The 12,500-nt window shown below is 60.8% G+C and carries 10 protein-coding genes; 3 read left to right on the forward strand and 7 right to left on the reverse strand.

Annotated elements, in window-relative coordinates; all coding sequences use genetic code 11:
* Nucleotides 1-456 precede the first annotated feature (456 nt).
* A complete protein-coding gene (locus GN300_RS13645; RefSeq protein ID WP_063316769.1) occupies nt 457-1,881 on the forward strand; it encodes an aldehyde dehydrogenase family protein in 1,425 nt (474 codons plus the stop codon).
* A 63-nt stretch (nt 1,882-1,944) separates the two neighbouring features.
* On the opposite strand, the gene GN300_RS13650 is transcribed toward GN300_RS13645, so the two are convergent.
* The 7 genes from GN300_RS13650 to GN300_RS13680 are packed head-to-tail and all read right to left on the reverse strand — an operon-like array spanning nt 1,945 to nt 8,933.
* Nucleotides 1,945-2,706 carry an HpcH/HpaI aldolase/citrate lyase family protein gene (locus tag GN300_RS13650; RefSeq protein WP_007732505.1) on the reverse strand — a complete coding sequence of 254 codons (762 nt, stop codon included), beginning with the start codon at nt 2,704-2,706 and terminating at the stop codon, nt 1,945-1,947.
* Between the two features lie 34 nt (nt 2,707-2,740).
* Complete coding sequence (locus GN300_RS13655) at nt 2,741-3,700, reverse strand: aldo/keto reductase (protein WP_042926594.1); 960 nt, start codon at nt 3,698-3,700, stop codon at nt 2,741-2,743.
* Nucleotides 3,700-4,566, reverse strand: coding sequence for an ATP-binding cassette domain-containing protein (locus GN300_RS13660; RefSeq protein ID WP_054782031.1), 867 nt, complete (start codon nt 4,564-4,566; stop codon nt 3,700-3,702). Before GN300_RS13660 ends, GN300_RS13655 begins: the two co-directional genes overlap by 1 nt.
* Entirely contained in the window at nt 4,563-5,396 is an 834-nt protein-coding gene (locus GN300_RS13665; RefSeq protein ID WP_007732500.1) for an ABC transporter ATP-binding protein, read from the reverse strand. The genes GN300_RS13660 and GN300_RS13665 overlap by 4 nt, the downstream gene beginning before the upstream one ends.
* Nucleotides 5,397-5,399: 3 nt before the next feature.
* Entirely contained in the window at nt 5,400-6,347 is a 948-nt protein-coding gene (locus GN300_RS13670; RefSeq protein WP_003941426.1) for an ABC transporter permease, read from the reverse strand.
* Nucleotides 6,347-7,351 (reverse strand): ABC transporter permease, encoded by a 1,005-nt coding sequence (locus GN300_RS13675; protein WP_082845814.1) that lies wholly within the window; start codon nt 7,349-7,351, stop codon nt 6,347-6,349. Before GN300_RS13675 ends, GN300_RS13670 begins: the two co-directional genes overlap by 1 nt.
* A gap of 4 nt (nt 7,352-7,355) precedes the next feature.
* Complete coding sequence (locus GN300_RS13680) at nt 7,356-8,933, reverse strand: ABC transporter substrate-binding protein (protein ID WP_007732494.1); 1,578 nt, start codon at nt 8,931-8,933, stop codon at nt 7,356-7,358.
* Nucleotides 8,934-9,145: 212 nt separating this feature from the next.
* On the opposite strand from GN300_RS13680, the gene pdxA reads away from it, so the two are divergent.
* Both pdxA and GN300_RS13690 read left to right on the forward strand, forming a co-directional pair.
* Entirely contained in the window at nt 9,146-11,398 is a 2,253-nt protein-coding gene (gene pdxA, locus GN300_RS13685) for a 4-hydroxythreonine-4-phosphate dehydrogenase PdxA (protein WP_063316766.1), read from the forward strand.
* Between the two features lie 28 nt (nt 11,399-11,426).
* The gene (locus tag GN300_RS13690) at nt 11,427-12,194 is read left to right on the forward strand and encodes a DeoR/GlpR family DNA-binding transcription regulator (RefSeq protein ID WP_003941419.1); all 768 of its coding nucleotides are present in this window, start codon (nt 11,427-11,429) and stop codon (nt 12,192-12,194) included.
* Nucleotides 12,195-12,500: the final 306 nt, after the last annotated feature.

The raw sequence follows: 12,500 nt of genomic DNA on the forward strand, positions 1-12,500 counted from the left end.
TAAGCCCTTCAGCGCCGATGGTACTGCACTCGACAGGGTGTGGGAGAGTAGGACACCGCCGAACACACATTAGAGAAGCCCCCCAACCAGTACTGGTTGGGGGGCTTTCTCGTACCCAAAACACCCCCCGAAAGCACTCCCGACTTCGAGCGAACGGTACTTTCGTCGCCTCAGATCGACCCAACGCACCGTTCACACCATCAGGGGCGGGAGCACAGCCGACTCACCACCCCGTCCGGGATCGAGTGAACGACACTCTCACCCTCCTCAACGAGGGGAACGGTACGTTCACACCATCACTGAAAAGCGTGCGCGCACCACAGGTCTCGTCAGTCGAAGGTCAATCTCGACACCAACCTGCCACGGAACCCGTCGAGCGTGGCTAGGCTCGGAAGAGGTGCCCCGTGTGATCGGGCCCACCTCACCTGTGCACGCGTGATGACTACGGAGGCTTCGATGACCGATATTCTCGACCGCACCAAAATCTATGTTGATGGCGCCTGGATCGAATCCACTGGCAGCGGTCGGATCGACGTTCTCAATCCGGCTACCGAAGAGCTGATAGGAACTGTCGCCGAAGGCACTGTCGAAGATGTCGATGCGGCCGCGAAGGCAGCACGAAAGGCTTTCCCCGCTTGGTCTGCACTATCCGGCGGCGAGCGAGCCGAATATCTTTCCAAAGCCGCGGCGATTATTGCCGAACGTACCGATGATCTTGCGGCGCTGGTTTCGCAGGATATGGGCATGCCGATCGGATTCGCGAAGCCCGTGCAAATCGGAATGCCGCTCGCGAATTTGAATGCATTTGCCGAATTGGCTCGCACTTATGATTTCGACGCTCACGAGGTCGGGAATTCGCTGGTTGTTCGCGAACCTGCGGGTGTTGTCGGCGCTATCACTCCCTGGAACTTCCCGCTCCACCAAGTTGTCTTGAAGGTTGGCGGTGCGCTCGCGGCGGGCTGCACCGTGGTTCTCAAGCCCACCGAGGTTGCGCCACTCATCACGTACGCTCTCGCTGACATCTTCGACGAAATTGGTTTGCCTGCAGGTGTATTCAACCTGGTAAGTGGCTACGGCCCGGTAGTGGGTGAAGCCATCGCCGGCCACCCGGAAGTCGACATGGTCTCCTTCACCGGGTCGACTCGGGCAGGCAAGCGAGTGGCCATCGTTGCCGCGGACACCATCAAGAAGGTCTCGCTGGAGCTGGGTGGCAAGTCGGCGAACGTCATTCTCGACGACGCCGATCTCGAAAAGGCTGTCACGGACGGCGTCGCAAAGTGCTTCATCAACTCGGGCCAGACCTGTTCGGCGCTGACGCGTATGTTGGTTCCCGCGGAGAAGGTGGATGAGGCAGCGGCAATTGCTGCTGCGGTCGCCGCTCATTTCCCGGTAGGTGATCCGACTCAGCCGACTTCGGTGCTTGGTCCTCTGGTGAACGCGAATCAGCTGGGACGCGTTCGCGGATACATCGAGAAGGGTGTGTCGGAAGGTGCCACCGCGGTTGTCGACGGTCGCGAAACCGGTCTGGCCAGTGGATATTTCGTCGGTCCGACGGTGTTCGCGAACGTGACCGAAGACATGACCATTGCGCGCGAGGAGATCTTCGGACCGGTCCTCTCGATCATGGGCTACAAAGACGAGGCCGACGCAGTGCGGATCGCTAACGGCACCGAGTACGGACTGGCCGGTGGCGTTTGGTCAGGTGACCCCGATCGCGCGGATCGCGTCGCACGGCAACTGCGTGCCGGGCAGGTCGAGGTGAACGGCGGCGCCTTCAACACGAATGCTCCGTTCGGTGGGTACAAGCAGTCGGGCGTCGGGCGCGAGGCCGGCACGTTCGGGCTCGAAGAGTTCCTCGAGATCAAGGCGATTCAGAGATAGTTTGTTCGAGAATGGCGATGCTCCCGTACCAAGTGCGGGAGCATCGCCATTTTTGTACCCGGATCAGGACTTGGCGGCATCCAAATGCTGAGCCGAGATGTTCGCCAGATGTGTCAGGTCCGAGGCCACGGTCGCGAACGTGTAGCCCTCCCCGAGCCGTTGTGCCGCAACCTGACCGGAAGGTGTGTGGATTCCCGCAGCGACTCCGCTGACGGCGGCAGCTTCGCGCACCCTGGTGAGCGCTGATTCGAATTCCTCGGCGACGTCCGGATCGTTGGAGTGCTTACCTCCGACGGCGATTCGTAGGTCGGACGGCCCGACGTACACGCCGTCCAATCCGGGCACTGCGCAGATCTCTTCGACGTTCGCCAGACCCTGTGGGGTCTCGATCATCGCAAATACAACGGTGTCGCGGTTCGCGTCGGCGGGAACGGGGCCGATACGGAGTTGCGAGCGCATGGGTCCGTAGGAGCGGATGCCGAAAGGCGGATACTTGGCGGCTGCCACGGCGGCCGCTGCCTCTTCGGCGTTGTTGATCAGCGGAACGATGACGCCCACAGCGCCCGCGTCGAGTGCACGGCCGATGGGTGTCGGATTGTTTGCCTCGACGCGCACCATCCCGACGGTGGACGGTGACGAGTCGATGGCGGTGAGCCCGGCGACCATCCCCGAATAGCCGATCAGGCCGTGCTGCATGTCGAGGGCAATGTAGTCCCAGCCGACGTGCGCGATCCATTCGGTCGAGATCGGGCTGTCGATGACGGACCAATATCCGAGTATGCGTTCGCGTCCTCGGATGCGTGCGGCGAATTCCTGTGCTGACATAGTGAAGAACTCTTCCTGATGAAGGTCGGGTGTTTCAGCGGTTGTAGTTGGGCATGGGGCCTCGTAGGGCGGCACCGACGAGATCACACTCTTCGACGGTCGAGGCGTCGAGTGGACCTCGCCCGATGGCCGCGATATTGGATTCGAGGTGCGTTACTTTGGATCCTCCGAGGAGCAGCGATCCGGCGACGGGCTTGCTGACCAGCCAGCGCAACGCAAGCTCGGTCAGGGAGATGCCCGACTGCTCTGCGATTGCCGTCAGTTGAGCGATCGCGTCGAATATCTGTGTGTTCCAGTATCGCTCCTTGTACATCGACGCAAGACGTGAGTCGCCGAATCGGCCGTCGGCGGGACTTTCGTCGAAGGTGTGGCGCCCCGTGAGCAGACCCCCACCGAGTGGGTTGTAGACCATGGTGGTCAGTCCGGTCACGTCCGCGAATTCTGCGTATTCTTCTTCGATGCGACGCGCGAGCAAGTTGTAGAGCTGCTGTGCGACGATCGGTCGGGGAGCTCCGACTGTGTCTGCGGTGTAGTTGATTTCACTGATTTGCCACGCTGCGAAGTTGGATACGCCGAGTGTGCGGATCTTGCCCTCGGCAACCAGTTCCGCGACGGTGGTGAGAGTTTCGGTCAGCGTGACGGTTCGGTCCGGCTGATGGAGATAGAACAGGTCGACGTAGTCCGTGTCGAGTCTGCGCAGGCTTCCTTCGACGCTTGCTCGGAGCCCCTCTGTCGAGAGTGGGCTGTTGTCGCCGGCATCGGGATGCGGCATTCCCGCTTTGGTGGCCAGAGTGACGGAATCGCGTCGGCCGTGGAGCAGCTTTGCCAGCATGCGCTCGGACTCGCCGCCCGCATAGCCGTTGGCCGTGTCGATGTGAGAGATACCGGCGCCTAGTGCTGCGTCGAGCATCGATCCGGCGCCCGATATGTCGACCGTGTCTCCGAATGTCATGGTGCCGAGCACCAGTTTCGGAAGCTCGAGTGGGGCGGTCATCAGGCAACTCCTCGTGATTCGGTCTGCTTGGCTAGCAAGTTCTTGGACAGGGCTGCCACCACGTGGCGTGGTTTGATGCCGACCATGGTGGTGGGATCGAGAGCAGCGCCTCGTAGTGCGCGGGTGTACGGCTCGCGCGGACTGGCGAGAACTGTGTCTGTGGAACCGGATTCGACGATGGTTCCTTTCGACATCACGACTAGGGTCTCGCTGATTTCTCGGACGACGCCCAAGTTGTGTGAGATGAAAACGTACGTCAGACCGGTATCGGCCTGAATTTCACGTAGGAGCTCGAGTACCTGCGCTTGCACCGACACGTCGAGAGCGCTGGTCGCTTCGTCGCAGACCAGGATCTCGGGTCCGCTGGCAAGTGCACGAGCAATTCCGATGCGCTGACGTTGGCCTCCTGAGAACTCCGCCGGACGCCGGTGTAGTGCCGAGCTGGGCAAGCCAACGCGATCGACGAGTTCTGCTGCTGTCTTTGCGCGTTCAGACTTGCTCCGAACACCTTTGAGGCGCAGTGGTTCTCCGATGATGTCCTCGGCAGTCAGATGAGGGTCGAGCGATCCGTACGGATCTTGGAACACCATTTGAACGCGAGAGCGGTAGGGGCGCAGCGACTTCTCCGACATCTGCGCGATGTCATTGCCGTCGACGAGAATGCGTCCACTGGTCGGTGTGAGGAGTCGGACGATCGATCGAGCGATGGTCGACTTGCCACATCCGGATTCGCCGACGATGGCCAAGGTCTTGCCCTTTTCCACCGAGAAGCTCACAGCATCCACGGCTCGGAAAACTCCGTCGGGAACCGGATACTCGACCACGAGATCTTCGACGGCGAGAAGTGGCGTTTCGTGGCGGGTCATGCCGAGGCTCCGATCTGTGTTGAACGGGCGGGGTCGCCGTCCCAAGGCCCCAGTTGAGGTATGGCGTCGAGAAGCTTTTGTGTGTAGGCGCTTTGCGGTGAGTCGACGAGAACGTCGGCACTACCGGTCTCGACAAAACGTCCGTCCTTCATCACGTAGATGCGATCGGAGACCAACCGCGCAACTCCGAGATCGTGAGTGATGACCAGCATTCCGATCCCGGTGCGCTCCTGCAACTCGAGCAGAAGATCCAGAATCCCGGCCTGAACGGTTACGTCCAGTGCGCTGGTGGGTTCGTCGGCCACGATCAGTTCGGGGCCGGCAGCAAGAGCGCCGGCGATCAGGACGCGCTGCAACATTCCACCCGACAGTTGATGCGGGTACTTGTCGAGTTGCTGATCCGGATACGGAATGCGTACCTGCTCGAGCAGTTGCACTGCCCGCTCGATTTGTTGCTTCTTCGCGGTCACACCGCTGTGGCGCACTGCTTCTCGAAGTTGGCTGCCGATGGTGTGGACGGGACTCAGAGCCGTCATCGGGTCCTGGGGGATGAGCGCGATGTGTTTTCCGCGAATATCGTTCAGGATCTTCGTGTTTCCGAGAATGTCCTGACCCTTGAACACGGCTTTCCCGGAAAGAACCGCAAGATCGTCCGGAAGCAGTCCGAGAATCCCCATGGCTGTCGTCGACTTTCCGGAGCCGGATTCACCGATGATGGTGACGGTTTCACCGGCGTCGATGCAGAAGGACACGCCGTCGACGGCTCGGATGACGCCGTTCGCCGTGACAAGTTCGATCTGGAGATCGTCGACCCGTAGTAGATTTCCCATGTCTCACGCCTTCGCTTTCTGGGCGCTGCCACGCCCGAACAGGCTTGCGCCCAGTCGTTTCGAACCTGCAGGACGATCGCGCAGACCATCGCCGAGTAGGTTCACTCCGACGACCAGCAGCACGATCATCAGACCGGTCAACGTGACGATCCACCATGACGTGGTGATGTAGTCCTGGCCGTCGGCGATGATTCGTCCCCAGGTAGCGAATGGACGTTGCGGTCCGGCGCCGAGGTAGCTCAACGAACTTTCCAGCAGTACGGCCTGCGCGAGCAGCAGCAGGACGACGAGCGATGCCTGCTTGACGATGTTGGGAATGACGTGACGAAGCAGGATGGCCATGCGGGTAAGTCCGAGGACTCGAGCTGCAGCTACGTAAGGCTTTTCGCGTTCGACGAGTACCAATGAGCGAGTCAACCGTGCGACTTCGGGCCACTGTGCGATCGCGATGACAAACGTGATGACGGGAATGGACGGGCCGAACAGCGCAACAACGAGAAGCAGCATCATCAGCAGAGGCAGAGAAAGCTGTGCTTCGAGTAGGCGGGAGATCACGGTGTCGACCCAACCACCGAAGTACCCCGCGGCGGATCCGGCGACGATGCCGATGACGCCGGAGACGATCACGGCGAGAATACCGATCGTCAGAGACACCTGGCCGCCGTGCAGGATCCGTGAGAGCAGATCTCGTCCCAACTGATCGGTGCCGAACAGATGGCCGTCGGTGAGGGGCGGTAGCCGTCGACTGCTCAGGTTGGTCTGGTTCGGATCTGCAAGGGGGAGCAGCCCGGCCAATGCAACAGGAAGAATCACCAGGAGCGCGCAGATCGAGCCGGCCCAGATCTTGACTCGGCTGTCTCGCTTACGGCGCGTGGCTCCGGCGCGTGCGAAGTCTGCCTCGGTGACCGCGCTGGCGCGTGGAGTTGTTGGAGGTTCCAAGACGGTAGTCATTAGTTGGCGCCCTTTCCGAGTCGCACGCGTGGATCCAGGAGGGGGTAGAGGAGGTCCACTGCCAGTTGCACGAGCACGGCGAGAACCGCGGTGACAAGTACGGTGGCCTGGATGAGCGGGTAGTCGCGAGTCTCGAGTGCGCGGACCACCAGCGAGCCGACACCAGGCCAGGCGAACACGACCTCGACCACCACGACGCCGTTCAGCATTCCGGCGAATCTGGTGCCCAGCGCGGTGATGATCGGAATCGCCGAATTACGCATCGCATATCGCCAGGTGAGTTCGCGTTCCGATACTCCGCGAGAGCGTGCGACGGTGATGTACGGAGAAGCGAAGGCCGAGACCATTTCGCGTCGAACCATCCGGGAGATCAACGCGATCTGAAGGATGGCGATGGTGACGGTAGGCAGGATCAACGACGGCCACGTGGTGAAGCCGGCTGCCGGGAGTACTGGGATCAAGACCGCGAAGATCGTCACCAGCATCAGGCCGCTCCAGAACTCCGGCATGGACTGCCCGCCGACGGCTACGACGTTCGCACCGAGTTCACGTCTGGTGTCCGCGTGACGGGCCATCCACACGCCCAGCGGAATCGAGAGCACGGCGGTCAACAGAATGGAGCTGACGGCAAGGGTGATGGTGTACGGGAGACGGCCGAGGACAGCGTCCATGGCCGGCGCCTGGAACGAGTACGACGTGCCGAGATTCAGGTGGACGAGGTCCCACAGGTAGATCAGGTATTGGGAGAACACCGACTTGTCCAAGCCCATGTCAGCACGGATCTGTGCGAGATCCTCGGTGCTGGCCAGCGGTCCGGCCAAGGCGTAGGCAGGATCGCCGGGTGCCATTCGGATCAGGACGAACACTGTTGTGAGCGTGAGGAAGATCGTCAAGGCACTCTGTGCCAGACGTTTGAGCACGTATTTGACGGTCGGGTTGATCCTTGTGCGTCGACGCGGAGAGATTCCGAGAGCGGTTTGCGGTTTCGGAGCGGTGAGAGTCATCGCCTCAGGCCTCCAATCGGACGGCGCCGAGGTCGTAGGAGTTGATTGGGGTCAGTGAAACATTTTGTACACGAGTGCGTTTCGCAAGGAGTGCGTTGGGTACGAAGCTCCACAGGCAAGGCCAGGTGTTCCAGATGTCTTGTTGTGCGGCGTCGAGTAGAGCGGCGCGCTTGGTCGGGTCTGGTTCACTGGATGCGGCTTGGATCTTCGCGGTGATTTCGGGGAAGACGTACCCGTGATAGGTGTCGCGAGTTGCTTCCTTCTCCGCTGTGCCGGCGTACATCCCCTGCAACGTGGTCAGTGCAAGTCCGGTCTGGTTGCCGTAGCCGTTGCCCAGCACATCCCAGTCGCCGGTCTTGCCCTGGCGCCAGGACGAGATGTCACCGCCCGGTTCGAACTGCTGGAGTTTGACGCGTACTCCCACGGCCTTCATCATTTCGAGTACCGATTCCATCACCGAGACGTCGTTGGTGAACTCTCCGGTTTCCCAGATGAAGGTGAGTTCGAGGTCGTCGGCACCTTCGGCCTCGAGCATTTGCCGCGCTTTCCGTGGATCATATTGGTAAGTACCGGTTTTCACGGCTCCGTCCAAGGTCGACGGTGCGGGGCCGGTGGCCGGGACTGCGGAACCGATCAGCACGTCCCGAGCGAGTGACTCACCGTCGATGGCATACGTGAGAGCTTCTCGGACACGCGGATTGGACAGTGGGTGATCGGCGGGCTTGCGGAAGTTGAAGAACAGTTGGTTGATGCGTGTGCTCGGTACTGTGTCCACCTGGACACCAGGCAGATCGGCGAGTTGTTCGGCGGAATCGGGACTGATCGAGTCGATGACGTCGACCTCGCCGCTCCGAAGCGCGACGACGCGGCCGGCCTCTTCGGGAATGAAGCGGACCTGAACACGACGAACGCCGGGGGCCGGGCCCCAGTAGTTGTCATTGGCGACAAGTGTGTAATCGCCGGTGCCCCGGTTCGATTCGCTGACGACGAACGGTCCCGACCCGATTCCGCTCTGCAGTTCGTTGGGTTCGTTGGCAGCGGCCGGGGTGATCAAGATGTTGGACATGAGCGAGTCCAGAACCGGCACCGGGGAATTCGTCCGAAGGATGAAGGTGCGATCGTCGATGGGGACGACCGTCGGCCACTCGGGGAACTGCGGTGCGACAAACGATCCGCTGACCTGCTGGTACATCTGCATTGCCGTCGTGACGTCGTCGATCAGCACAGGTGTGCCGTCGGAGTAACGGATGCCCTCGCGGAGTCGAACCGTCCACTCGGTCGGGCCGGTCGATTCGAACCTGTCAGCGAGAACGAGTTGCGGTGTCAGATTGTCGCCGATCCGGGTGAGACCTTGTCTGACGCCACGTTGAGCCGTGACTGCTGCGTCGAATTGATTGAGTTTGTTGTCGAGGCTGACGAGCGAGCGGTTCAGCCCGAGCACCAGGGTGTCCTGTGTCGGTTTCCCGGTAGGGCCGGCGCACGCGGCAGTCGTGCCCAGAAGCGTTGCGCCACCGATCAGCCCGGTGAACTGCAGAAAGGATCGCCGGGAGAGCTGTGGTGTTCGCAAACGAGTATTGGTCATCGGTGACCTTTCGATCCTGACGGGGCAGCGTGGGGGCGACGCTCCGAGCGGACTGTTGGTGAACAATCGCGTCGGGCTCTCGCTTGTAACTCAGCTCACAATGGCACTGTTGCGCACTTCGCGCAAGTCCCGTAACTTCGATTGCGTACTTCGCGCATCGGTTGCGATGCTGTGCATACTCGATTCAGACCGAAAGGGGGTCGAGGAATTCGATGAAACCGCTGGTAATCATCGCTGATGATCTTTCCGGAGCAGCGGAGTCGGCCGCAGGATTTCTGCTCCGCAGTTCGGGCATATCGCTTCGGCTCGGCCCAGATGCGCCCGACGGATCAGGAGTGACGGTTTTCGATCTGCACTCACGGCGATCCGACCCCGCCAGAGCCTCTCGGGACGTGAGATCAGTTCTGCAATCGTCTGACGGCTCCGAGATCGTCAAGAAGATCGATTCCCTGCTCAGAGGCAACATAGCAGCGGAGGTTGGAGAACTCTCCCGCGACGGATCTCCGGTCATCGTCGCCGCCGGACTGCCCAGACAAGGGCGCACAGTGCAAGACGGCGTGGTGTTGGTCGATGGGGTTGCGTTGCACTCCACCGACCTGTGGCGCGCGGAGTCGAAGCCGACTCCTCGGTCGATTGCAGAGGCGCTCGGCCCGTCGGCAATCACTTCTGGCGTATCGCTGGATGACATTCGCTCCGGGCGTTTGAGCCAGGTTCTTGCGTCGATCTCAGAAGCCGGGTCGGTGGCGATCTGCGACGTCGAGACCGAGAGTGATCTGGAACTGATTGTGGCTGCAGCACAGGAGGTTCGGGGTTCTCGATTGGTAGGAACCTCGGCGCTCGCGATGGCAGTGGCACGACGAAGAACCGTGCAGTCACCCGTCGCGTGCCCATCTCTTCGTGTTTCTCGATTTACCTTGGTCGTCGTGGGGACGGCGGATGCGTCTGCCGGGGACCAAGTGGCATTGCTTCGGGATTCAGGGGCGCATCATATCGAAGTGAACAGTGCTGAGCTGCTGGCGCATTCGGTCGATCCGCTTCCGATTCTGAACGCACTGGTTCGCGGAAACGTCGTGGTTTCGGTAAGTGGACCTGTCGTGCCTGCAGAATCCGTCCACCTCGTTTCGGCTCTCGCCGATCTGATCGCTGCCGTCGATGCAGGATTCTCCCACGACGAGTACCCGATCGACCTGGTACTTACCGGTGGCGAAACCGCGCGCAGCGTTCTCGACCGCCTGCGGATCGACACGCTGTCACCGATTTACGAAATCGAACACGGCGCCGTACTTTCCGTCGATCGCACCGGACGGTACATCGTCACGCGGCCAGGCAGTTTCGGGAATGCACACAGTCTTTTCTCCATAACGAAGTTTCTCGCGCACCCCACCCCGGTCGCCGCTCCGGACAGTCCACCTTCAGTTACTCCTTCAGACAACGAGGTCAATCCCATGTCAATCGAATCCACTCCACTGCCGCTGATCGCTGTCACGATGGGCGACGGCGCCGGCGTCGGACCGGAAGTGATCGTCCCCGCACTCCTCGACGCCGAAACGAGAAAGCGTTGCCGCCCTGTTGTTGTCGGCGACGCGAAGCGTTTGCGATTGGCTGCCACGGTGCTCGGAATCGACGTCGACGTGGTCGCGATCGAGGAGATCAAGGATGCTGAATTCATCGATGGACGGATCAACGTCATCGACCTGGACTTGCTACCCGAGGATCTCGCCTGGGGTGAACTGTCGGCAGTCGCGGGGGATGCGGCCTATCAATATATCCGCGTCGCAAGCGAACTCGCCGTACGCGGTGAAGTCCAGTCGATCTGCACGGCGCCGCTGAACAAGGAAGCGCTGCATGCGGCAGGACACATCTATCCCGGACACACGGAATTGCTTGCGCACCTGACCGGTACCGAGGAGGTGTCGATGATGTTGTCGACCCCCAAGCTCAAGGTGATTCACGTGACCACTCACATCGGACTGCTCGATGCAGTTGCCAGGATCGAGCCCGGCCTGGTCGAGAGGACCATTCGTCGAGGTCACGAAGCTTTGGTGCGCACGGGCAATCCATCTCCGAAAATCGGCGTGTGCGGGATCAACCCGCATGCGGGGGAGAACGGGCTTTTCGGGTACGGAGAGGAAGAGCAGAAGATCATTCCCGCCGTCGAACTCTTGAAGGCAGAAGGAATCGACGTCCACGGCCCACTGCCGGCGGACACGGCATTCTTCCTCGCTGGACGTGGGGACTACGACTTGATCGTTGCGATGTACCACGATCAGGGGCACGGCCCGGTCAAGGTTCTCGGGATCGAGGCCGGCGTCAACATCACCGTCGGGTTACCTGTCATCCGTACCTCCGTCGATCACGGAACCGCTTTCGATATTGCAGGTAAGGGCATCGCCGAGGCCGGTAGTATGGTCGAAGCGCTGCGGCAGGCGGCCGAATTGGCAACCAGCACATTCGTTTCCAAGTAAGCACCAGGGTTTGTAGGGGGGAGGAACGATGGCCATCCGGGAGTCGGAGGCGAGGCGGTCGGAGATTGCGAGGCTCGCTCGCACCAGCGGTCTGGCCAGTGTCGAGGATCTGTCTGCCCAATTCGGGGTGACTGCATCCACGATTCGTCGCGACCTGAGTCAGTTGACTGCCCAGGGAGTAATTGCCCGAACGTACGGCGGGGCGATTGCTCTCAACCCTCATCCGGAATCCTCCTTGCGTCAACGCGCAATGGAGGGATTCGACGCCAAACGGGGCATCGCCGAATGGGCTGCTGAGCAGGTTCGGCCCGGGGAAACCGTACTTCTTGATGCAGGTACCACCGTCGGAGCGATGGGAGAGTTCTTACGTCACGTGACGAATTTGACGGTGATCGCTGCAGGGCTTACGGCGCTCGAGGCGTTAGCCGACGCTGATGGCGTTCGAGTCGAATGTCTCGGGGGGACCCTGAGGCAGCTCAGTCAAGGATTCGTCGGGCCACTGGCGGAAGCGTCGCTGCAGCGGGTGTCGTTTGACAAGGCATTCCTCGGTGCCGATGCAGTTACGGCTGACCTGGGTATTTGTGAAGCTGAGCTCGATCAGACCCGGCTCAAGGAAATGATGATCGAACGTGCCGGCGAGGTCTACATCCTCGCCCACTCCGCCAAGCTCGGTGAACGTCCTTTCCATGCGTGGGCGCCGATACCGCCGGGGGCCGTGCTGGTTACCGATGCTGCAGTAGACGCAAAGCAAGTCGCGTTGTTCGAGGATGCAGGTATCCGAGTCCAAGTGGTGTGAGTTCCCGCTGCGTGCCGATCCGGGCACGGTGTCCGGCGTCACATGATGTCCGAATTCGTGAAAATCGACTGAAACGGGCAATCTTGCTGGGGAAATGGATACCTCTGAGTCTCTGACCTGTGGATTTGTCAAAGACTTCGGCGGACGCGTAACTTATTCCAAGTCAGAGCGACACGGACACCGACTCCCGCCTTCACGGCGAGTGACACGAGGTTGTACGAAGTGCCTGACCAAATTTCGAAGTAGTTTCCATCGTGTATGGTTGTGCTTCACCTCCAGTTCTTCCCCGAATGTTCAGCGGTTTGC

The organism is Rhodococcus sp. Ni2 (genome assembly GCF_021352185.1).
GTDB lineage: Bacteria > Actinomycetota > Actinomycetes > Mycobacteriales > Mycobacteriaceae > Rhodococcus_F > Rhodococcus_F qingshengii.

Excerpts from the sequence above, each read along its gene's own strand:
- GN300_RS13675 (WP_082845814.1), bottom strand. The coding sequence starts at position 7,351 with ATGACTCTCACCGCTCCGAAACCGCAAACCGCTCTCGGAATCTCTCCG.
- GN300_RS13690 (WP_003941419.1), top strand. The coding sequence starts at position 11,427 with ATGGCCATCCGGGAGTCGGAGGCGAGGCGGTCGGAGATTGCGAGGCTC.
- GN300_RS13670 (WP_003941426.1), bottom strand. The coding sequence starts at position 6,347 with ATGACTACCGTCTTGGAACCTCCAACAACTCCACGCGCCAGCGCGGTC.
- GN300_RS13655 (WP_042926594.1), bottom strand. The coding sequence starts at position 3,700 with ATGACCGCCCCACTCGAGCTTCCGAAACTGGTGCTCGGCACCATGACA.
- GN300_RS13650 (WP_007732505.1), bottom strand. The coding sequence starts at position 2,706 with ATGTCAGCACAGGAATTCGCCGCACGCATCCGAGGACGCGAACGCATA.
- GN300_RS13660 (WP_054782031.1), bottom strand. The coding sequence starts at position 4,566 with ATGACCCGCCACGAAACGCCACTTCTCGCCGTCGAAGATCTCGTGGTC.
- GN300_RS13665 (WP_007732500.1), bottom strand. The coding sequence starts at position 5,396 with ATGGGAAATCTACTACGGGTCGACGATCTCCAGATCGAACTTGTCACG.
- GN300_RS13645 (WP_063316769.1), top strand. The coding sequence starts at position 457 with ATGACCGATATTCTCGACCGCACCAAAATCTATGTTGATGGCGCCTGG.
- pdxA (WP_063316766.1), top strand. The coding sequence starts at position 9,146 with ATGAAACCGCTGGTAATCATCGCTGATGATCTTTCCGGAGCAGCGGAG.
- GN300_RS13680 (WP_007732494.1), bottom strand. The coding sequence starts at position 8,933 with ATGACCAATACTCGTTTGCGAACACCACAGCTCTCCCGGCGATCCTTT.